The organism is Variovorax humicola, from assembly GCF_037889915.1.
In the GTDB taxonomy this organism is placed as follows: Bacteria; Pseudomonadota; Gammaproteobacteria; order Burkholderiales; family Burkholderiaceae_C; genus Variovorax; species Variovorax humicola.
Genome location: NZ_JBBKZV010000011.1, coordinates 165,561 through 186,810, shown reverse-complemented (window position 1 = coordinate 186,810; position 21,250 = coordinate 165,561). Strand labels below are relative to the sequence as shown.

Below are 21,250 nucleotides of genomic sequence, written 5' to 3'. Positions count from 1 at the left end.
GCCACAGTTGAAAATACCGAAGCCCGCCATCACCTGCGATGCGGCTTGGCCTTGCGCCACCCTGAACATCGACAAACAACTTTTTTTTTCTTCTCATGACCAGCGCCAGCACCAAACTCCCCTTCCAGGCCGAAGTGGCCCAACTGCTCCACCTCGTCACCCATTCGCTCTACTCGAACAAGGAAATCTTCCTGCGCGAGCTGATCTCGAACGCGTCCGACGCGTGCGACAAGCTGCGCTTCGAGGCAATCAATGACGCCGGCCTGTACGAAGACGCGCCCACCCTCGAAGTGCGCGTTTCGTTCGACAAGGCCGCCCGCACGCTGACCATCGCCGACAACGGCATCGGGCTCAGCAAGCAGGAAGCCATCGACAACCTCGGCACCATCGCCAAGAGCGGCACCAAGGACTTCATGAGCAAGCTCAGCGGCGACCAGAAGGCCGACGCGCAACTCATCGGCCAGTTCGGCGTGGGCTTCTATTCGGGCTTCATCGTGGCCGACCGCATCACGGTGGAATCGCGCCGCGCCGGCATGGTCGCGGGCGAAGGCGTGCGCTGGGCCAGCGGCGGCGCCGGCGACTTCGAGGTCGAGACCATCGACCGCCCGCAGCGCGGGACCAGCGTCACGCTGCACCTGCGCGAGGATGCCGAGGAGTACCTCAACGCGTGGAAGCTCAAGCAGGTCATCGGCAAGTATTCCGACCACATCTCGCTGCCGATCCTCATGGAAAAAGAGGAATGGAAGGAGGGCGAGAACGACCAGCCCGGCGACATGGTCAAGACCGGCGAATGGGAGCCGGTCAACAAGGCCAGCGCGCTCTGGACGCGTGCCAAGAAAGACATCACGCCCGAGCAGTACAGCGAGTTCTACAAGACCATCAGCCACGACTACGAGGCGCCGCTGGCCTGGAGCCACAACCGCGTCGAGGGCAGCACCGAATACACGCAGTTGCTGTTCATCCCGTCGAAGGCACCGATGGATTTGTGGAACCGCGAGAAGAGCGCGGGCCTCAAGCTCTACGTCAAGCGCGTGTTCATCATGGACGACGCCGAGGCATTGCTGCCGAGCTACCTGCGCTTCGTCAAGGGCGTGATCGACTCGGCCGATCTTCCGCTCAACGTGAGCCGCGAGTTGCTGCAGGAAAGCCGCGACGTGAAGGCGATTCGCGAGGGCAGCACCAAGCGGGTGCTGTCGATGCTGGAGGACATGGCGAACAAGCAGGCGGCTGCTGCCTCCGCGCCCGCCGCGCCGGAATCCACCGAGGAAGTCACCGACGTGGTCGACAAGAAGGACGAAGAGACTTCGAAGGAAGACGCCGGCAAGTACGCGAAGTTCTATGCCGAGTTCGGCGCCGTGCTGAAGGAAGGCCTGGGCGAAGACTTCGGCAACCGCGACCGCATCGCCAAGCTGCTGCGCTTTGCCTCCAGCACCACCGACACCGTGAGCGTGGGCCTGGCCGACTACAAGGCCCGCATGAAGGAAGGCCAGGACGCGATCTACTACATCACGGCCGACACCCTCGCCGCCGCGAAGAACAGCCCGCAGCTCGAACTCTTCAAGAAGAAGGGCATCGAGGTCTTGCTGATGACCGACCGTGTCGACGAATGGGCGCTGAGCTACCTGCACGAGTTCGACGGCCTGCCGCTGCAAAGCGTGGCCAAGGGCGCGGTCGATCTCGGCAAGCTGCAGGACGAGGAAGAGAAGAAGGCCGCCGAAGCCGCTGCCGAGACCTTCAAGCCCGTGCTCGATCGCCTGAAGGAAACGCTGAAGGACAAGGCCGACGACGTGCGCGTCACCACCCGCCTGGTCGATTCACCCGCCTGCCTGGTGGTAAAGGACGGCGGCATGAGCACGCAACTCGCGCGCATGCTGAAGCAGGCCGGCCAGCCCGCACCCGACCTGAAGCCGGTGCTCGAAGTGAACGCCGAGCATCCGCTGGTCAAGAAACTGGAAGGCTCGGCACATTTCGACGACCTGGCCAACATCCTGTTCGATCAGGCCCTGCTGGCCGAGGGCGGGCTGCCGCAGGATCCGGCCGCCTATGTGCGCCGCGTCAACGCCTTGCTGGTCTAGCAACAGGTGCGACGGCCGGAACTGATGAGTCCGGCCGTCATTCAGGGGAGCGCCATGGCCACCGCCGGTTCACGACGAAGTCCTGCCGCTGCCCGCACCGCGCACCGTTTCACTGGAAGCTGCCTGCCGTGACCTCGACCATGCGGTCCACGAGCAGGTACTTCCGCAGCGCCGCGTTCACCGAGTCCGCATCGATCTTCTCGTAGGCGGCATTGAACTGCGCGTAGCGCCGGATGTCGTATCCGTCGCGCAGGTAGCTGGCGAGCATCCCGGCGAGGTTGGCGGGCTGGGCCAATTGCTCGGCCCTCGAACTGAGGATGGCGCGGCGCGCAAAGGCGACCTCCATGCTGCTGAATCCGGTGGCGGCGCGCTTGGCCAGTTCGTCGCGGATGACGGTGTGCAGCTTGTCGCGGTTCTGCGGCGCGAAGCTCGCCGAGATGGTGATCGACGCAGCCTGGCCGCCCGGCACGAGCGTGCTGTACGAAGGCACGTTCAGCGAACTGCCGACGCCGTAGCTCAGGCCTTCTTCCTCGCGCACGCGCTTCCACAGGGCGGTGCCGCCGGCGCGTCCGCCAAGCATCTGCACACCGGTGAAGAGTGCCGGGTAGTCCGCCGAGTCGCTGTTCATCGCCAGCGGGATTCGCGCGATGTAGCTGGCATTCGCCTTGTCCGCAAGCTGCAGCGGCGCGGCCCGCGGAATGCGGTCGAGATCGGTGGGCCATTCGAAGAACCAGGGGCGATACGGCTCCTGGTTCTTCCATTCGCCGAATTCCTTCTGCCATTGCGCGGTGACCTCGTCCGGTTGCACCGGACCGATCAGCGCCAGTTCGCCGTAAAGCGCGCCGGCAAATCGCGTCCAGAAAGTGCGCAGCTGGGCGATGGTCATGGCGCGCGTCTGCGCTTCCGAATCGTCGAAGCTGCGCGCGGTGCGCGGATCGCCGACCGGGTAGCGGCCCGCATCGCGCGCGGCCTGGTCCGTCGCGGCTGCGGCGAAGACCTGTTGCAACGCGTTCCCGGCGACTGCCGCGGGATCGGAGCGGTTGTTCCTCATCGTCGTGAGCGCGACGTCTTTCACCTGCTTGAACGCCGTGTCGTCGAAGCGCGGTTCGCGGAGCATCTCCGACAGCAGCGCAGTGAAGTCGGCGAGCTGGCCGGCGGGCAATTCGAAATTGGCGGTCAGCCCGCCAGCGCCCGAGTTGATGGTGAGCCGCGCGTCGAGCGCGAGCAGCGCCTTGGTGATGTCGTCGGCAGTCTTGCTGCGCGTGCCCTTCATCAACATGGAGCCGACAGTGCTGGCGACGACGCTCTGGCCGTTCATGCTTTCGGCGCTGCCCCAGTGCAGCCGCAGCGTGCCGGTCACGCGATCGCCCTTCATCGGGCGCGGCAGCATCACCAGCTTGAGGCCCGGCTGGCCCTGGACGGCCAGTTGGCGGTAGACGGCGTGCGCCTCGATGTTCGGCACGGTCAGTTCGAAGTCGGCGATGGGCGACGCCGCGAGGACCTTGCCCTTGTAGTCGGCCAACTCGTTCGCCACATCGACGGCCGGTGCAAGCGGTGCACGCGGCGGCAGTTCGCGGGCGGGCAGGTAGGTGCCGGTGGTCCGGTTCGATGGCAGCAGCCAGGTGGCGGCAACGCGCTGCACGTCGGCCAGCGTGACGCCTTCGATCCAGTCACGCATGGCGAACCACAGGCGCCAGTCGCCGCGCGCGATCGATTCGCTCAGGCCGAGGCTCAGGCTCTCGGGATTGCGCAGGGAGTCGTTGATGCCCTTGAGGGCCTGGCCGCGCGCCAACGTCACCTGCGATTCTGTAAGGCGCAGCGATTCCATGGTGCGTGCCAGGGCCTGGCCGGCTTGCGTCGCGGCGGATTCGTCGGTGCCTTCGGCGAGCGTGATGCCTGCCATGAGATAGCCGGGCTCGCGCGTTGGCGTCGCATGACTGGCCTGCGTGACGCCGGTGCCGCGGCGCACCAGCGCCTCGCCCAGCGGTCCGCTGTCCGCGCCGAGCGCTTGCGCCAGCACGACCACGGCGGCGAATTCGCGTGAGGTGGCGGGCATCACGTGGTACATCACCGAAACCATCGCGTTGCCGCCCACGCGCCGCACGGTGACGCTGCGCTCGCCGTCCTGCGCCGGCTCCGCGGTGTAGCTTGCCTCGATGGGTGTAGCCGGCTTTGCAACCGGCCCGAATGCGTTGGCAACCCTGGCAAGGACCGCCGCCGTGTCGAAGCGACCGCCGACCACCAGCACGGCGTTGTCGGGCCGGTAGTGCCGCGCATAGAAGGCGCGCAGGCGTTCGATTGGAATGTTCTCGACATCCGAGCGCGCGCCGAGCGTGTGGTGACCGTAGCCGTGCCAGTCATAGGCCGCCGACACCATGCGCTTGCCCAGCACGGCGGAGGGCACGTTGTCGGCGCGCTCGAGTTCGTTGCGCACGACGGTCATCTCGCTGTCGAGGTCGCTCTTTCGGAGCTTCGCCTGCGTCATCGATTCGGCCAGCCAGCCGATCATCCAGTCGAGCGTTTCAGGGTCGGTACCGAAGGTGGCGAAGTAGTTGGTGCGATCGAGCCAGGTGGTGCCGTTCCACCGCGCGCCGCGCCGGGTCATTTCCAGCTTCGGATCCTCGACGGTGGCGCTGGCCTTGAACAGCATGTGTTCGAGCAAGTGCGCGGCGCCCGTCTCGCCATAGCTCTCGTGGCCGCTGCCCACGCGGTAGGTGAGGTTGACGGTGGTGGTGGGCTTGGAGTTGTCAGGCGCGAGCAGCAGATGGAACCCGTTGGGCAGCGCGTATTCGGTGATGCCCTCGACCTTGCGCACTTCCTGCAGGCCGCTGGATGCGGGCAAGGATGTGCGGGTCTGCGCGAATGCCACCTGCACCTGCACCATCAACAAGGGCGCCAGCAAGGCGCCCAGTAGTTTCGTCAGTCTCGTCATGGTCTCCCCATTGGGTGCATTGAAATCTACACCAGGGAGGACGACGAGCGGATCAGGGCGCTCCCTCAGGCACCTCCAGGAAGCCGTCGCCAGGCGTGAGCGGCGCATGCCGATAGCTTGCCGGCGTGCGGCTCAGCTTCACCGGCGCGCCGATGCCGCGGTAGCCGCCTTCCATCTCCACCACCATCTCGCGGTGGGCTGTGTGCGGGTGCTCCAGCGCGGCATCGACGGGCAGCACCGGCGCAGCGGGAACGCCGGCGGCCATCAGTTCGTCGACGAGCTTTCGGCCGTCGAACGAGGCCAGCCTGGCTTCGAGGATCTGCTTGAGCCCTTCGCGGTTCACCGAGCGTGAACCCGCATCGCGGTACAGCGGGTCTTCCGCGAGTTCGGCGACGCCGATGCAGCGGCAGAAGCTGGCGAACTGCCGGTCGTTGCCCACCGCGAGGAAGATCGGATCGGTGCCGGTGTTGAGCGCGTCGTAGGGGTAGATGTTGGGATGCGCGTTGCCGGTGCGCTTGGGCTTGCGACCGTCCATGAACCAGTTGGCCGCGTGCGGATGCAGCAGCGAGAGACCGCTGTCGTACAAGGCCGCTTCCACGAACTGGCCCTTGCCGCTGCGCTGGCGCTCCTGCAGTGCGAGCAGCACGCCGATCACCGCGTTGAGCCCGGTCACCATGTCGACCACCGGCAGGCCCACGCGCAGCGGGTCGCCCGAGGCTTCGCCGTTGATGCTCATGATGCCGGTCATCGCCTGCACGGCGGCGTCGTAGCCCGGCAGCGCGCCCAGCGGGCCATCGGCGCCGAAGCCCGAGACGCGGCACCAGACCAGCCCGGGGAAGCGCTTGGACAACTCGTCGTAGCCGATGCCCCAGCGCTCCATCGTGCCGGTCTTGAAGTTCTCGATCAGCACGTCGGCCTCGGCCACCAGCGCCAGCAAGGCTTCGCGGCCGCTTTCGCTGCCGAGATCCAGCGACATGGTGCGCTTGTTGCGGTTGAGCCCGTGGTAGTACGAGGCCACGCCGTCGCGAAAGGGCGGACCCCAGGTGCGCGTGTCGTCGCCCTGCGGCGGCTCGACCTTGAGCACGTCGGCGCCGTGGTCGCCGAGGATCTGGCCGCAGTACGGCCCGCCGAGGATGCGCGAGATGTCGAGCACGCGGATGCCCGCCAGTGCACCGGTATTGGGGGTCGGATTCATATCAGTTTTCCACCACGTTATCGAATGACCCGCGACGCACGAAGCCGGCGCTTCGGGGGTGTTTCATTTCAGTTTTCCGCCACGCTACCGCGGGACCCGCGACGCATGCCCAGGACGAGCACAGCGAAGTCTGTTCGTGGGCACCCGCGGAACCGGCTTTGCCGGGCCGCCAGGTGCGCCCCCTCGAGGGGGAGGCGCCGCAGGCGCTTCGGGGGTGTTTCATTTCTCCATGAGCTTGAAGGTGCCCGTGGCGAGCGCGAGCAGCGTGCCGTTCGTGTCGCGGGCCTCGCCGCGCACGAAGCACAGTGAGCGGCCGCGCCGTTCGCAGGTGGCGGTGGCGATCACGTCGCCGCTGCACGGCGCGAGGAAATGCAGGGACATGTCGACTGTGATGACGCCGAAGCGCGTCGGTGCATGCGCACGCGCGGCGCTTGCCAGCGTGCAGTCGAGCAGAACCGCGAGCGCGCCGCCATGCACTTCGCCGCGGCTGTTGGTGTGCAGGTCGTTGCGCGGCATGCGCACGCTGGCCTGGTCGCCGGCGATGCGCTCCGCACGCAGCCCGAATGCCTTGGCCATCGGCATGGGCAGCCCGAAGAGCATGCCCGACGCTTCGTTCTCGAAGGGCTTCATGGCGGGGTCAGTCGAGTTGCGCGCCCGACTGCTTGACGACACCCGCCCACTTCGTCATCTGCAGGCTGATGAACTTGCCGAGCTGGTCCGGCGCGTTGGACGGCGCCGGTTCCAGTCCCTGCGATGCGAAGAGTTGCTTGACCTTGGGCGTGGCCAGGACTTCGATGAATGCCTTGTTGAGCCTGGCGATGCGGTCGGGCGGCGTGCCGGCCGGTGCGACGATGCCGAAGAACACGCTCACGTCGTAGCCCGGCACGCCTTGCTCGGCCACCGTCGGCACATTGGGCAGCGCCTGCGAGCGCGCGGCGGTGGTCACGCCGAGTGCGCGCAGCTTGCCGGACTTGATGTAGGGCATGGCGGTGAGAACGTCGGTAAAGCTCATGCTGACCTGGCCGCCGAGCAGGTCGGTCAACGCCGGGCCCGTGCCCTTGTAGGGAATGTGCTGCAGGTCCACGCCGGCCATCGAATTGAACATCACGCCGGCCAGGTGCGAGGAGGCGCCATTGCCCGACGAGGCATAGCTGAGCTTGCCGGGATGGGCCTTGGCATACGCGATGAGTTCCTTCACGTTGTTGGCCGGAACGCTCGGGTTGACGACCAGGATGTTGGGCAGGTGGCCGACCTGGATGATAGGTGCAAAGCTCTTCGCCGGGTCGTAGTTGATCTTGCGATAGAGGCTCGAATTGATGGCCAACGGGCCCGAGGTGCCGAACAGCAGGGTCTGGCCATCCGGCGCGGCGCGCGACACGTATTCGGCACCGATGTTGCCGCCTGCGCCGGCGCGGTTCTCCACGATCATCGGCTGGCCGAGGCGGTCTTTCATCTCGCCGGCCAGCGTGCGCGCCATCGTGTCGGTCGGGCCGCCGGGCGGGAACGGGATGACCAGCATGATCGGCTTGTCAGGGAAGCTGTCGGCGTGGGCGACAGGCAGCAGCGGCAGCGCGGCGATGCAGGCGACGAGGAGGGTGTTGAGCAGGCGCATGAATTTGTCTCCGGTTATCTTGTGTTCAGTCGATCAGACCGCGACGGTGGCTGTGGTCGGTTCGGGCAGGGTCCAGTCGGCCGGGATGCCCGAGGGCGCGAGCGGATCGCGTGGCAGCACGCGGTGCAGCAACACGAGTTGCGCCCATTCGACGCGCTGGACCGAGCCGGCGCGCGCGCCTTCCCAGGCCATCGCGATGGCGCTGCAGGTGTGGTACAGGGCGGAAGCGGCCTGGCGCGCGATCACGTCGCCGTCTTTCGCGGCCGCCGAGGCGTTGGCGGCCAGGGCGCAGGCGCGATCCAGTGCCTCGCGCAGCGCCTTCGCGAAAGCGGGCGCCAGCGGCGCATCGTCGAGCAGCGCGCCGAAGTGCGCCCGCAATGCGGGCAGCGAGTTCTCGCGCGTGACCGCGCGGATCACGTCCAGCGCGACGATGTTGCTGGTGCCTTCCCAGATCGAGCCCAGGTGCGCATCGCGCACGAGCCGCGGGTCGGACCACTCCTCGATGTAGCCGCAGCCGCCGCGCACTTCCATCGCGTCGCCGGTGACCTTGCGCGCATCGCGGCAGGCGCGGAACTTGATGAGCGGCGTGAGGATGCGCAGCAGCGGATAGGCCGCCGCCTCGCCGCCGTCGGAGCGCATCAGCGCCTGCGCCGTCTGGAACACCATCGTGCGCGCCTGTTCGGCGGGCAGGCGCAGCTTCTGCAACTGCTTCTGCATCAGCGGCATGTCGGCCAGGCGCTTGCCGAACGCGCGGCGTTCGCTCGCGATGTATTCGGCCTCGGCACAGGCGCGGCGCATCAGGCCCGCGGCGCGCACGCCGTTCGACAGGCGCGAGTTGTTGACCATGTCGGCCATCTGCACGAAGCCGCGGCCCTGTTCGCCGACCAGGTAGGCGATGGCGCCTTCGAGCCGGATCTCGCCGCTGGCCATCGAGCGCGTGCCCATCTTGTCCTTCAGGCGGATGATGCGGTAGTGGTTGTGCGAACCGTCACCGAGCCGGCGCGGCAGCAGGAACAGCGACACGCCCTTCATGCCCGCGGGCGCGCCTTCGACATGCGCCAGCACCATCGCGAAATCGGCGTCGGGGTTGGAGCAGAACCACTTGTCGCCGCTCAGGCGCCACTGGCCCGATTCGTCCTGTGCGGCGCTGGTCGCCGTGGCGGCGATGTCGGAGCCGGCGGCCTGCTCGGTCATGAACATCGCGCCTTGCGCCAGCGTGTCGAAGTCGACCGACTGGAAGCGCGGCAGGAAGCGCTCGACCAGCTCGGGGCTGCCGAACTTCTTCAGCGTGCGCGCCAGCGAGTCGGTCATCGACACCGGGCAACACAGGCCGAACTCGGCCTGCACGAACAGGTAGGTCAGCACGTACTTGACCAGCGGCGGCATCTTGCCCTTCCAGCCCAGCGTCTCCTCGCGGTGCGACATGGCGGCCAGGCCGAACTCGCTGAGCGCCAGGCGCTCCATCTCGACGTAGGCGGGGTGCTTGTCGACGCGCTGGTCGTCGATGCCGGTGCGGGTGCGCAGCGAAAGCGTCGGCGGATTGGTGTCGGCGATGTGGGCCAGCTCGTCGAGCGGTCCGCCGGCCAGCGCGCCGAGGCGCTCGAAGTGCGGCTGCATGTGGCGCAGCAGGTCGGCGGGCAGGTAGAGCGCGAGCAGCTTGTGCAGCTCGGTGTCGGTGGTGAAGAGGTTCTGGCCGTGGCGGTCGGGCACGGGGTGGGCGGCTGGGGCGGCTGAGGCGGGGATGGGGGCCATCTCGTTTGTCTCCTTTGTCGGCCGCATTGTTGGCGGCGCGACGATATCTGTCTAATATTGAATTTGAGTTACTTGATTTGATTGGCCTATCGATGGAACTGCGCCACCTTCGTTACTTCACGGTGCTGGCCGAGGAGCTTCACTTCGGCCGGGCGGCACGGCGCTTGTCGATTTCGCAGCCACCGTTGAGCGTGGCGATCCGGCAGCTCGAAGAGTCGGTCGGCGCCAGGCTGTTCGAGCGCAACAGCAAAGCGGTCCGCCTCACGCCGGCAGGCGACGCCCTTCGCCTCTCCGCGCAGACACTGCTGCGCCAGGCCGAGGAAGCCGCGCTCGAAGCACGCGATGTTTCCAAGGGTTCGGCCGGACGGCTGCGGATCGGTTTTGTCGGCGCGATGCTGTATCGCGGCTTGCCGCAGGCGCTGACAGCCTTTCAGGCGGCGCACCCGGCCGTGCGCGTGTCGCTGTCGGAACTCAACTCGGGCCAGCAGATCACCGAGTTGCTTCATGACCGCATGGACGTCGGCTTCGTCCACACGAGCCGCATGCCGGAGGAATTGGAGCAAGTGCTGTTGCTGTCGGAGCCGTTCATGGTGTGCATGCCGGCTTCGCACCGGCTGGCAAGGCGCCGAACGGTGGGCCTCGCAAGCCTGCGCGACCAACCCTTCGTGCTGTTCTCGCGCGAAGCCTCGCCCGACTACCACGAGCGCATCCTTTCGATCTGCGCAGGTGCCGGATTCAGGCCCGAGGTGCGGCACGAGGTGCGGCACTGGCTTTCGGTTGTCTCGCTGGTGTCGCAAGGCATGGGCGTGGCCCTGGTGCCCAGTGCGTTGCAACACGCGGCGCTGCGCGGCGCCGTGTTCAGGCCGCTCGAAGAAGAGGTCGCGGGGTCGGACGCCTACTGCGTGTGGCGCAGCGGGCCCGACAACGCGGTGGTGCAGAACTTCCTGCGCCTTGTGCAGAAGGCCGTTCAGGCGTAGAGCGGTTCTTCCGCCATCGCCTCGCACTGATCCTGCAGCATCTGGATCTGTCCTTTCCAGTAGTCGCTGCTGCCGAACCACGGGAAGTTGATCGGAAAGATCGGATCTTCCCAGCGCCGCGCGAGCCAGGCGCTGTAGTGGATGAGGCGCAATGTGCGCAGCGGCTCGATCAGCGCCAGCTCGCGCCGGTCGAACTCGCGGAACTGTTCATAGCCATCGAGCAGGCCGCTCAGTTGACCGGTGCGCTGCGAGCGATCGCCCGAAAGCAGCATCCACAGGTCTTGCACCGCGAAGCCCGTGCGCGCGTCGTCGAGATCGACGAAATGCGGGCCGCCGTCGGGCCGGTCGGTCGGCGTCCAGAGGATGTTGCCGGGGTGGCAATCGCCATGCATGCGCAGGCTCTTGAATTCATTGCCGAGCGCCCCCTTGGCATCTGTCGCGAGTGCGGTCGCGGCGATCATGTCCAGCGCCTCGTTGCAATGCTTCTCCCACAGGCCTTGCACGTCGAGCGGGATCTTGTCGTGCTTCAGCAGCCAGTCGCGCGACGCGATGCCGAAGCTCCGCAGGTCCAGCGCAGGCCGCGTCCTGAAGGACTGCTTTGCGCCGACCGTGTGGATGCGCGCCAGGAACCGGCCAACCCATTCGAGCACTTCGAAATCATCCAGCTCGGGCGGCCGGCCGCCGCGATAGGGGCTGACGCTGAAGGCAAAGCCCGCATGCTGGTGCAGCGTGCTGCCCTTCAGCTCGAATGGCGCGACGGCCGGCACTTCGGCCGCGGTGAGCTCGGCCGAGAACGCATGCTCTTCCAGGATCTGCGCTTCGCTCCAGCGCCCCGGCCGGTAGAACTTGGCGACCACCACGAGGCGGTCTTCCAGATGAATTTGATAGACGCGGTTCTCGTACGAACTGAGCGCCTGCAGGCGGCCGTCGCCGTGCAGGTCGAGCGTCGCGAGTGCGTCGAGCACCACGTCGGGTGTGAGTGACTCGTAGGGGTGCGCGAGCGCGTTGGATGCTGACATGGGGCCGATTGTCGCCCCCGCCTGCAAGGCGACTTGCCTGCGGGTATCGGCGCGGGTAAGTCCTAGCGCCACGATCCCCCGCGCAGAGGTGCGTTCCACAATAATTTGCCGGCCATGACGATCCGGCGGATTGATGCGCACCAACACTTCTGGCGACCCGCGAGGGGCGACTATGGGTGGCTGCGTGCGGACGCCGCGGACCTCGCACCGTTGTACCGGGACTTCATGCCGGCGGACCTCCAAGGCCTCCTGCAGGCCCATGGCATCACGCAAACCGTGCTGGTGCAAGCCGCGCCCACCGAAGCCGAAACAGACTTCATGCTGAGCCTCGCGGCATCGACCGCATTCATCGGCGGCGTGGTCGGGTGGGTCGACCTGAGCCGTGCCGAATCCGCGTCGACCCTGGCGCGGTGGGTCGGGCAGCATCCGCGCCTGAAGGGCGTGCGGCCCATGCTGCAGGACATCCCCTCGCCCGACTGGATCGTCCATGCGCCGCATGCGGACACGGTCAGGGCGATGCAGCGCCTGGGCTTGCGCTTCGATGCACTGGTGAAGCCGCAGCATCTGGGCGCACTGTTGCAGTTCGTCGAGTCCTGGCCCGAGTTGCCGGTAGTCATCGACCACGCCGCCAAGCCGCGGTTCGACAGCGGCTGGGACACCGAAGGGGCCGGTTTGTGGCGTCGGCAGATGGCCGAGCTGGCCGCATTTCCCCAAGTGGTTTGCAAGTTTTCCGGCCTGCTCACGGAGGCGCCCGCATCGGCCGGCGCCGCCGAACTGCGCCCGGCGTGGAACCATCTTCTCTATTGCTTCGGCCCCGGCCGGCTCATGTGGGGCAGCGACTGGCCGGTACTCAACCTGGCGAGCGACTATGCGACCTGGATTGGTGTCGCCGACAGCCTGATCGGCGAGCTTGCGCCCGACGAGCAGGCCCAGGTCTGGCACGGCACCGCCGCGCGTTTCTACGGACTGGATGCGATGCCCGCATGAACCCGATCGTCGTCATCCGCAACCTGAGCAAATCCTTCCCCGGCGTGCGAGCGCTCGACCGGGCGCAGTTCGAATTGCTGCCTGGCGAAGTGCATGCGCTGATGGGCGAGAACGGCGCCGGCAAGTCGACGCTGATGAAGGTGCTGGCCGGCGTCTATCGGAAGGATGAAGGCGAGATCCTCGTCGATGGCCAGGCGGTGGATGTCGAAAGCCCGCGCGCCGCGCAGGCGCTGGGCATCGGCATCGTGCATCAGGAACTCAACCTGATGAACCACCTGAGCGCCGCGCAGAACATCTTCATCGGCCGCGAGCCGCGCGGGCGCTTCGGCATGTTCCTCGACGAACCCGCGCTCAATGCCAAGGCCGAAACGATCTTCCAGCGGCTGAGGCTGCAACTCGACCCGCGCACGCTGGTCGGCGACCTCACGGTGGCGAAGCAGCAGATGGTCGAGATTGCCAAGGCGCTGTCGTTCGACTCGCGCGTGCTCATCATGGACGAGCCCACAGCCGCGCTCAACAACGCCGAGATCGAGGAGCTGTTCCGCGTGGTGCGGCAGCTGCGGGGCGAAGGCGTGGGTGTCGTCTACATCTCGCACAAGATGGACGAGCTGCGTCAGATCGCCGACCGCGTGACGATCATGCGCGACGGCCAGTACATCGCGACGGTGCCGATGGCGACCACGCCGATGGCGTCCATCATCAGCATGATGGTCGGCCGGGAGCTCAGCCAGGAAGTGCCGGACATTCCGGATACCTCGGGCAATCCGATCGTGCTCACGGTGAGGGGCCTGAAGCGGGGGGTCGCCATCAAGGACGTGGCCTTCACGTTGCGCAAGGGCGAGATCCTGGGCTTCGCGGGGCTCATGGGCGCGGGCCGCACCGAGGTGGCTCGCGCCGTGTTCGGCGCGGACGCCATCGATGCCGGAGAGATCGAGGTGCACGGCAAGCGCGTGACGATCCGCTCGCCGCAGGATGCGGTCGGCCATGGCATCGGCTACCTCTCGGAAGACCGCAAGCATTTCGGCCTCGCGACGGGCCTGGACGTGGAGACCAACGTGGTGCTGTCGAGTCTCCAGCGCTTTACCAATGCAGGCATGTTCCTCGACCAGGCTGCGATCGAGAAAACCGCGAAAGACTACGTCCGGCAGCTCAGCATCAAGACGCCTTCGGTGCAGCAACTCGTGCGGCTGCTGTCGGGCGGCAATCAGCAGAAGATCGTGATCGCCAAGTGGCTGCTGCGCGACTGCGACATCCTGTTCTTCGACGAACCCACGCGCGGCATCGACGTCGGCGCCAAGAGCGAGATCTACAAGCTGCTCCATGCGCTCGCCGCCCAGGGCAAGGCCATCGTGATGATCTCGTCGGAGCTGCCCGAGGTGCTGCGCATGAGCCATCGCATCCTCGTGATGTGCGAGGGCCGCGTCACGGGCGAGCTGAAGGCCAGCGAGGCCACGCAGGAAAAGATCATGCACCTGGCAACCCTGCGCGAAAGCGCGACACTCGCCGCCCTTGCCGCTTGAGCACCATGGCCGACCACACCGCCGCAACCCCATCGACGACCACGGCCTCGCCTACCGGCATTGCGGCCCGCCTGTTCCGCCCTGCGACACGGCAGAAGCTGCTGGCCTTCGCGAGCTTGCTGGTGCTGATGATCTTCTTCAGCTTCGCCTCGTCGAACTTCATGCAGACCGACAACATGGTCGCGATCCTGCAGGCCACCGCGGTCAACGGTGTGCTGGCGATTGCCTGTACCTTCGTGATCGTCACCGGGGGCATCGACCTGTCGGTCGGCACCATGATGACCTTCTGCGCGGTCATGGCCGGCGTGGTGCTCACCTACTGGGGCCTGCCGCTCCCGCTCGGCATCGTTGCGTCGATCTTCTTCGGTGCCCTGTGCGGGTTCACCTCCGGCGTGCTGATCGCCAAGCTCAAGGTGCCGCCGTTCATCGCCACGCTGGGCATGATGATGTTGCTCAAGGGCTTGTCGCTCGTCATCTCGGGCACCAAGCCGATCTACTTCAACGACACGCCGGGCTTCACCTACATCTCGCAGGAATCGCTGATCGGCGAGCTGATTCCCGCGCTGCCGATTCCGAACGCGGTGCTGATCCTGTTCAACGTGGCCATCGTCGCGAGCATCGTGCTCAACAAGAGCGTGCTCGGCCGCTACACCTTTGCGCTGGGCAGCAATGAAGAGGCGGTGCGCCTGTCCGGCGTGAACGTCGACTTCTGGAAGATCGTGGTGTATTCGGTCAGCGGCGCCATCTGCGGCATCGCGGGGCTGCTGATTGCATCGCGCCTCAACTCCGCGCAGCCGGCGCTGGGGCAGGGCTATGAACTCGACGCGATTGCGGCCGTGGTCATCGGCGGCACGTCGCTGAGCGGCGGCACCGGCACCATCATCGGCACGATCATCGGCGCTTTCATCATGAGCGTGCTGACCAACGGCCTGCGCATCATGTCGGTGGCGCAGGAGTGGCAAACGGTGGTGACCGGCGTGATCATCATCCTGGCTGTCTACATGGACATCCTGCGTCGCCGCAAGCAGTAGGCGACGAGCAGGCGACGCGCGTTTTTCTTTCACCCACAGGAGACACGAAGCATGAAGAGAAGAGCAGTGAACCTCGCCGCGGCGCTGGCCGCCACCCTCGGCCTGAGCGGCGTCGCGATGGCGCAGGAGACCTACATCCCGCTGGTGTCCAAGGGCTTCCAGCATCAGTTCTGGCAAGCGGTGAAGCAGGGCGCCGACCAGGCCGCGAAGGACTACAAGGTCAGGGTCACCTTCGAAGGCCCCGAGACCGAGGCCATGGTCGACAAGCAGATCGACATGCTCTCGGCCGCGCTCGCCAAGAAGCCGGCTGCGCTGGGCTTTGCGGCGCTCGACAGCAAGGCCGCGATTCCGCTGCTGAAGAAGGCGCAGGCCGCGAAAATCCCCGTGGTCGCATTCGACTCGGGCGTCGACAGCGACATCCCCGTGACCACCGCCACCACCGACAACAAGGCCGCCGCGGCGCTGGCCGCCGACAAGATGGCCGAGCTGATCGGCAAGTCCGGCGAGGTCGCGCTGGTGGTGCATGACCAGACCAGCCGCACCGGCATCGACCGCCGCGATGGCTTCCTCGACCGCATGAAGTCGACCTACCCGAACATCAAGATCGTCAGCGTGCAGTACGGCGGCGGCGACCAGCTCAAGTCGACCGAGATCGCCAAGTCCATCCTGCAGGCCTCGCCGAACCTCAAGGGCATGTTCGGCGCGAACGAAGGCTCGGCCATCGGCGTGGTCAATGCCGCGAAGGAAACCAAGCGCAAGATCGTCATCGTGGGCTACGACTCGGGCAAGCAGCAGAAGGACGCGATCAAGGACGGCACCATGGCCGGCGCGATCACGCAGAACCCGGTGGGCATCGGCTACAAGACCGTCGAGGCGGCGGTCAAGGCGCTCAAGGGCGAGACGCTGCCCAAGGTGATCGACACCGGCTTCTACTGGTACGACAAGAGCAACATCGCCGACCCGAAGATCGCGGCCGTTCTCTACGATTGACCGGTGCGGCGCAAGCATGCAGCACGTCCTCGCGCTCGACCTGAAAGACGACCCGGCGCTGATCGCCGAGTACGAGGCGCATCACCGCGCCGTGTGGCCCGAGGTGCAGGCGCACCTGCGGCGCCACGGCGTGCTCGAGATGAAGATCTACCGGCTCGGCACCCGCATGGTCATGGTGATGCACACCGACGATGCGGTCTACGACGCCGCGCGCATGCAGGCGGCCAGCGAGTCCGATCCGGTACTGGCCGAGTGGGAGGCGCTGATGTGGAAGTTCCAGGCGCCCACGCCATGGACGCCGGCGGGCAAGAAATGGATCGAGCTGGCGAAGGTGTTCGACTTCAGGTCGCCGCCGGTATAGGGGCCTGCGGCGCGATTTCGCGGAGCGGCGTTACGCGGCCTTGCCCTTGATCAACGACAACATGTGCCCCACGCGCGGGTGGCTGCGCCCGCCGAGCACCTCCAGGTAGGCCGCCTGCACGGCTTCGGGCCCCCGATGGTGGTCGGCCACAAGCCAGGGCGCGGCCGGGTCGGTCACCTGCGCGATGAAGGCCCGCCACGACGTCAGCAGCTTCTCGCCCAGCCCGGCGGCGCCCCATTCCTCGGTGCGCTTCTTGATCTGCGCCGGCGCAAAGAACAGCGTCGCACGCGGGCCGGGCAAATCCTTCGCGCCGCCAAGGTGCTCGACGTGCGTGCCGCCGATCGAACCGCTGTACTTCAGGTTGACGAAGCGCGTGTGGATTTCGAGCCGCATCGCGGCGTTGCCGGCGAAGTCGACATACACGCAGGCTGCATCGGTCGGGATCTGGTCCAGCTCGTCGTAGCCGACCACGCGGCTGTAGCAACCGAGGCTCTCGCAGAACAGCTTGTTGCCGGGCGATGTCAGGCCGATCACATCGATGCCGGGCCGCTGCGCCAGCATGAATGCGGTGCCATAGGCGGTCTTGCTCGATGCGCTCGACAGCAGCACGGTGTCGGCGCCGAAGAAGTCGTTTTCCGCCAGGAAGTCGTCGATGAGCCACGAGGTGGTGAACAGTGGCCGCAGGAGCGCCTGGACATCCTCGCTGTCCGCGGTGTAGATCGGATCGGCGCTGCAGCGCATGTAGCGGTTGTAGACAGCGTGCAATTCGGCGCGGTGCGCGGCGGCATCGACGAAGCTTTCGGGGCGGAGCCGGTCGGCCTGAAGTACCACCTGGTCGGCCATGGGGAAGTAGCCGTAGAGGCGCTCGCCGACCGCCACGCCCGGGTTCAGCGACTGCACGACCGTGCCGAAGCCCCAGACCGGAATCACGCCCCATCCCTCTTCATGGCTCGGGAAGAACTCCCAGTAGTTCATCGCCGCGCCGAATGCGGCGTAGGTGATGTTGTTGGCCGTCAAGGCGAAGGCATCGATGCGAACCCGCACCTGGCCCGCGGCGATGGGCGCGTCCGCGGTGGTGCGCAGGCGCGTGGTGGCGAGCGCTTCCTTGCGGGTGAGGAGGGTGGTGGTGGACATGAGGTGGTTTCTGCGATGGCGGCCAATCGCGAACATTAGCGCAGGCGGGTGGCGAACGCACGAAAAAAAAGCCCCGGCCGCCGCGGGGGCGACGGCCGGGGCCTTCGAAATCAGCGCCGGATCAGACGATTTCGAGATTCACGTCGATGTTGCCTCGGGTGGCGTTCGAGTAGGGGCAAACCTTGTGTGCCGCTTCGACCAGCAGCTTCTTCTGCGCGTCGTCCAGGCCCGGCAGCGTGATGCCCAGCGTGACCGCGATGCCGTAGGCCGCGCCGCCGTTGATCGGCCCGAGCGAAACCTTGGAATCGATGGCCACGTCGTCCGGCACCTTCACGCTGATCTTCGGGCCGACAGCCTTCATGGCGCCGATGAAGCAGGCGGCATAGCCGACCGCGAAGAGTTGCTCCGGGTTGGTGCCCGGCTTGCCCGAACCGGGCGAGCTCAGCTTGAGGTCGATGGCGCCATCGCTGGACTTGCCGGCGCCGTCGCGGCCACCGGTGGTGTGGGCTTCGGCGGTGTAGAGAATCTTGTCGAGTTGGGTGGTCATGTCGTTCCTTGGGTGGATGAAAAAAATGCTTCGCTGTCGAAGCGGTGGTGGGAGAAATCTATGCAGCCGCCTTCACGCGATCGCGCAGTGACCGCAACTGCCGCGTGAGGTCAACCAGTTCATCGATCGAACACTGGCTTGCTGCCAGCAGGCAAGCCGGCACGCTCGCCGCCTTTGCCTTGAGCTTGCGGCCGGCAGCCGTCAGCGTGACGTGCACCCGGCGTTCGTCCGCGACGTCGCGCAGCCGGGTGACCAGTCCGTTGGCTTCGAGGCGCTTGAGCAATGGCGTGAGCGTGCCCGAGTCGAGCGACAGTTGCGTGCCAAGCTCCGACACCATCAACCCGTCGCGCTCCCAGAGCGCCAGCATGACAAGGTATTGCGGGTAGGTGAGGTGGAGCTTTTCGAGCAGCGGCTTGTAGAGGCGCGTCATGGCGAGCGACGCCGAATACACCGCGAAGCAGAGCTGGTTGTCGAGCTTCAGCATTTCGTCGGTGGTGGGGGCGTTGCGCATGGCCTGAATTGTAGCGATCAATTAAATTGTGTGCAACTTAATTGTAAGAGGTCGAAACCTCCGGATCTGTGGCTACAGCATCCACTCGATCGGCAACACCCGCAGGAAGTCGACCCAGCCGCGGCGCATGGCGGTGGAGCCGGGCTCGGTGGTGTAGCGCGTCTCGCCCTGCGGACCGTGCTCGATCCATTCCAGGCTGTCGCCGTCGGGCAGCAGGCGCACTTCGTACGCTTCGTTGGGCAGGCGGCCATCCAGCGTGGTCGAGAGGGTGTTTGCGAGGACCGGGCTGTCGATGATCATGCCCATCTCGGTGTTGAGGCGCGCAGAGCGTGGATCGAGATTGAACGAGCCGACGAACAGGCGGTTCCGGTCTCTCGAGAATGTCTTCGCATGCAGGGCCGCAGCCGCCGAGCCGCCGCTGCCACTTCCGCTTCCGCTTCCTCCACTGCCGGGAAGGCCCCTCGAACCTTCGTCGTTGTCCTTGGTGGGCGGCAGGGCCGCGCCGGGCTTGAGTTCGTAGAGCACGACGCCGGCCTTCAACAATTCCTTGCGGTATTTGGAATACCCCGCGTGCACCGGCGACACATCGGTCGCCGAGAGCGAGTTGGTCAGCACGCGCACCTTGACCCCGCGCTTCGCCAGGGCCACAAGGCCTGCGGTGCCGTTCGGGCCGGGCACGAAGTAGGGCGACACCAGGTCAAGTTGCCGATCGGGCTTGCCCATCGCCCTTTCCAGCTCCGGGAGCATCTGGTATTCGGTCTTGTCGCTTGTCGAAAGGGTCTTGGCCGGATCGTCGTGGAATACATGCGCCGTCGTCCATTCGAAGGGAACACGATGCTCGATGATTTCCCTCACCAGCGCGGTTTTTTCCACCACCTCGATATAGCCCTTGGCCTCTTCGCTTTGATGCACACTGCGCCACTTCTCGCGAAGGCGGGCAGCGCCGTCGGATGCGGCCGGTGGGATCACGCTTGCTGCAGGATAGGCCGAGGCACTGTTCCAGAACAAGTCGAATTCGTCCGACACTTCCTGCACCACGGATCCGATCGCCAGCACGTCCAGGTCTTGGAAACCGACGGTCTTGTCGGCACCGAAGTACTCGTCGCCGATGTTGCGGCCGCCCACGATGGCGGCCTGGTTGTCCACCGTGAACGACTTGTTGTGCATTCGGTGGTTGACGCGCGAAAAGTCGGTCGCAAAGTCGCCTGCACGGAAACGCCGGTTGGCAAACGGGTTGTAGAGCCGAAGCTCGATGTTCGGATGCGCATCCAGCGCGGCCAGCGTCGGGTCGAGTCCCTTGGTATTGGCGTCGTCGATGAGCATCCGCACGCGAACGCCGCGCTCGGCCGCGTCCCACACGGCCTCCCACAGCAGCGATCCGGTCGTGTCCGGGTGCCAGATGTAGTACTGCAGGTCGAGGCTGCGTTGCGCCGCACGCGCCAGCGCGATGCGTGCGGCAAAAGCTTCGGTTCCGAGCGGCATTGCATAGATGCCGGATTGCCGTGGATGGGCTGCAACCTGTTTGCTCACCGCCTGGCCAAGGCGGGTGTCGCCGGTCTGGGTCAACGCCCTGGTGGGTGTGCGCTCCACGTTGCCTGGCAAGGAGGAGCAGGCCGAGAGGAGGCCTGCAATGCACAGCGCGGCAAATGCGCGCGCGACGGATATTGTTCTCACCGCAGCTCCTTGACAGCAATTTGGCGCATTCTAGGCATCGCGCCAAGGGTGTCGAGGGCGATGGCTGCCCGGCGCATTCAGCCCGCCGGCGCGCCTATCGCCCGGTGAATTTCGAAGGCCGGCGCTCGATGAACGAGCGCACGCCCTCGGCCGCATCCTCGCTGTTCGACAGGCGCTTCTGCGTCTCGATGAATTCGGCAACGGCGGCCAGCGGACCGTGTTCCACGGCCTTGATGATGTTGAGCCGCGTCGCGACGACCGCCAGCGGCGCTTGCGCCGCAATGCGCTGCGCAATGGCAAGCGCCGCGTCCAGTTCCTGCCCGGCCGGCACGACCTTCTGCACGAAGTTCAGCCGGAAGGCCTCGGCGCTGTCGAACTCGTCCGCCGTCAGCAGGTGCAGCATCGCGTTGCCGACGCCGGCGCGCTCAGCCATGCGCAGCGTCGCACCGCCCGTGGCCATGATCCCGCGTTGCACTTCCAGTTGCGAGAAGCGGCAGTTGTCGGCGGCGACCACGATGTCCGCGCCCAGCATCAACTCGATGCCGACCGTGAAACAGATGCCCTTGACCGCCACCACCATCGGCTTGACGCGCCGGCGGTAGTCCGGCAGGCCGAAGTCGTGCGGCTCCACCAGCCCGGCCGGAATCGCCTTCTCGCCGCGCCGCATGTACTCCGCCACCGCGGGCAGGTCGAGCCCGGCGGTGAAGTGATCGCCAAAGGCATGCAGCACGCCGACGCGCAAGCCGGGGTCGTCGTCCAGCTGCGTATAGGCCTCGGCCAACTGCCTGAACATCGGCGGGGTCCAGCCGTTGCGCTTGGCCGGGCGGTTGATGCCGATGAGCAGCACGTGGCCGAGGACCTGGGTGTCGATGCAGCCTTCTGCGGGCGGCGTGGTGGGAATGGCGGTCATGGGCTGTCGTCTCCTCGTTCTGT

At 66.3% G+C, this 21,250-nt stretch carries 18 protein-coding genes; 7 read left to right on the top strand and 11 right to left on the bottom strand.

The genetic code is table 11. From position 1 onward, the window contains the following. Nucleotides 1–95 precede the first annotated feature (95 nt). Nucleotides 96–2,075, top strand: a complete 1,980-nt coding sequence (gene htpG, locus WKW80_RS19110; protein WP_340365146.1) for a molecular chaperone HtpG — start codon at nucleotides 96–98, stop codon at nucleotides 2,073–2,075. A 109-nt stretch (nucleotides 2,076–2,184) separates the two neighbouring features. Here the strand turns inward: htpG and WKW80_RS19105 are convergent, their stop codons facing one another. From WKW80_RS19105 to WKW80_RS19085, 5 genes are all read right to left on the bottom strand, one after another. After that, on the bottom strand, nucleotides 2,185–5,007 hold the full coding sequence (locus WKW80_RS19105) for a M16 family metallopeptidase (protein WP_340365145.1): 2,823 nt from the start codon (nucleotides 5,005–5,007) through the stop codon (nucleotides 2,185–2,187). Between the two features lie 52 nt (nucleotides 5,008–5,059). Next, a complete protein-coding gene (locus WKW80_RS19100; RefSeq protein WP_340365144.1) occupies nucleotides 5,060–6,202 on the bottom strand; it encodes a CaiB/BaiF CoA transferase family protein in 1,143 nt (380 codons plus the stop codon). Between the two features lie 219 nt (nucleotides 6,203–6,421). Continuing rightward, nucleotides 6,422–6,832, bottom strand: coding sequence for a PaaI family thioesterase (locus WKW80_RS19095; RefSeq protein WP_340365143.1), 411 nt, complete (start codon nucleotides 6,830–6,832; stop codon nucleotides 6,422–6,424). A 7-nt stretch (nucleotides 6,833–6,839) separates the two neighbouring features. Continuing rightward, nucleotides 6,840–7,814 carry a Bug family tripartite tricarboxylate transporter substrate binding protein gene (locus WKW80_RS19090; protein WP_340365142.1) on the bottom strand — a complete coding sequence of 325 codons (975 nt, stop codon included), beginning with the start codon at nucleotides 7,812–7,814 and terminating at the stop codon, nucleotides 6,840–6,842. 33 nt (nucleotides 7,815–7,847) lie between these two features. After that, entirely contained in the window at nucleotides 7,848–9,566 is a 1,719-nt protein-coding gene (locus WKW80_RS19085; protein WP_340365141.1) for an acyl-CoA dehydrogenase family protein, read from the bottom strand. 92 nt (nucleotides 9,567–9,658) lie between these two features. Here WKW80_RS19085 and WKW80_RS19080 point away from each other — a divergent pair, with 92 nt between their 5' ends. Further along, the gene (locus WKW80_RS19080) at nucleotides 9,659–10,543 is read left to right on the top strand and encodes a LysR family transcriptional regulator (protein WP_340365140.1); all 885 of its coding nucleotides are present in this window, start codon (nucleotides 9,659–9,661) and stop codon (nucleotides 10,541–10,543) included. Here WKW80_RS19080 and WKW80_RS19075 read toward each other — a convergent pair. Then, the gene (locus WKW80_RS19075; protein WP_340365139.1) at nucleotides 10,534–11,562 is read right to left on the bottom strand and encodes a serine/threonine protein kinase; all 1,029 of its coding nucleotides are present in this window, start codon (nucleotides 11,560–11,562) and stop codon (nucleotides 10,534–10,536) included. The genes WKW80_RS19080 and WKW80_RS19075 overlap by 10 nt on opposite strands. 114 nt (nucleotides 11,563–11,676) lie before the next feature. On the opposite strand from WKW80_RS19075, the gene WKW80_RS19070 reads away from it, so the two are divergent. The 5 genes from WKW80_RS19070 to WKW80_RS19050 all read left to right on the top strand — a co-directional run bounded on the left by WKW80_RS19070 (nucleotide 11,677) and on the right by WKW80_RS19050 (nucleotide 16,451). Further along, nucleotides 11,677–12,549 carry an amidohydrolase family protein gene (locus WKW80_RS19070; protein WP_340365138.1) on the top strand — a complete coding sequence of 291 codons (873 nt, stop codon included), beginning with the start codon at nucleotides 11,677–11,679 and terminating at the stop codon, nucleotides 12,547–12,549. Next, nucleotides 12,546–14,069 (top strand): sugar ABC transporter ATP-binding protein, encoded by a 1,524-nt coding sequence (locus tag WKW80_RS19065; RefSeq protein ID WP_340365137.1) that lies wholly within the window; start codon nucleotides 12,546–12,548, stop codon nucleotides 14,067–14,069. Before WKW80_RS19070 ends, WKW80_RS19065 begins: the two co-directional genes overlap by 4 nt. A 5-nt stretch (nucleotides 14,070–14,074) precedes the next feature. Further along, complete coding sequence (locus WKW80_RS19060; RefSeq protein ID WP_340365156.1) at nucleotides 14,075–15,100, top strand: ABC transporter permease; 1,026 nt, start codon at nucleotides 14,075–14,077, stop codon at nucleotides 15,098–15,100. Nucleotides 15,101–15,217: 117 nt separating this feature from the next. Further along, nucleotides 15,218–16,090, top strand: coding sequence for an ABC transporter substrate-binding protein (locus tag WKW80_RS19055; protein ID WP_422822923.1), 873 nt, complete (start codon nucleotides 15,218–15,220; stop codon nucleotides 16,088–16,090). Nucleotides 16,091–16,106: 16 nt separating this feature from the next. After that, nucleotides 16,107–16,451 carry an L-rhamnose mutarotase gene (locus tag WKW80_RS19050; protein ID WP_340365135.1) on the top strand — a complete coding sequence of 115 codons (345 nt, stop codon included), beginning with the start codon at nucleotides 16,107–16,109 and terminating at the stop codon, nucleotides 16,449–16,451. A 30-nt stretch (nucleotides 16,452–16,481) separates the two neighbouring features. On the opposite strand, the gene WKW80_RS19045 is transcribed toward WKW80_RS19050, so the two are convergent. The 5 genes from WKW80_RS19045 to WKW80_RS19025 form a co-directional block, all read right to left on the bottom strand. After that, nucleotides 16,482–17,585, bottom strand: a complete 1,104-nt coding sequence (locus WKW80_RS19045; RefSeq protein WP_340365134.1) for a DUF2855 family protein — start codon at nucleotides 17,583–17,585, stop codon at nucleotides 16,482–16,484. 121 nt (nucleotides 17,586–17,706) lie between these two features. Beyond that, complete coding sequence (locus tag WKW80_RS19040; RefSeq protein ID WP_340365133.1) at nucleotides 17,707–18,132, bottom strand: organic hydroperoxide resistance protein; 426 nt, start codon at nucleotides 18,130–18,132, stop codon at nucleotides 17,707–17,709. A 58-nt stretch (nucleotides 18,133–18,190) separates the two neighbouring features. After that, the gene (locus tag WKW80_RS19035; protein WP_340365132.1) at nucleotides 18,191–18,643 is read right to left on the bottom strand and encodes a MarR family winged helix-turn-helix transcriptional regulator; all 453 of its coding nucleotides are present in this window, start codon (nucleotides 18,641–18,643) and stop codon (nucleotides 18,191–18,193) included. Between the two features lie 72 nt (nucleotides 18,644–18,715). Beyond that, nucleotides 18,716–20,317 (bottom strand): phospholipase D family protein, encoded by a 1,602-nt coding sequence (locus WKW80_RS19030; protein ID WP_340365131.1) that lies wholly within the window; start codon nucleotides 20,315–20,317, stop codon nucleotides 18,716–18,718. Between the two features lie 94 nt (nucleotides 20,318–20,411). Continuing rightward, nucleotides 20,412–21,227: a crotonase/enoyl-CoA hydratase family protein gene (locus tag WKW80_RS19025; RefSeq protein WP_340365130.1), complete on the bottom strand. Its 816-nt coding sequence runs from the start codon at nucleotides 21,225–21,227 to the stop codon at nucleotides 20,412–20,414. Between the last annotated feature and the right edge of the window lie 23 nt (nucleotides 21,228–21,250).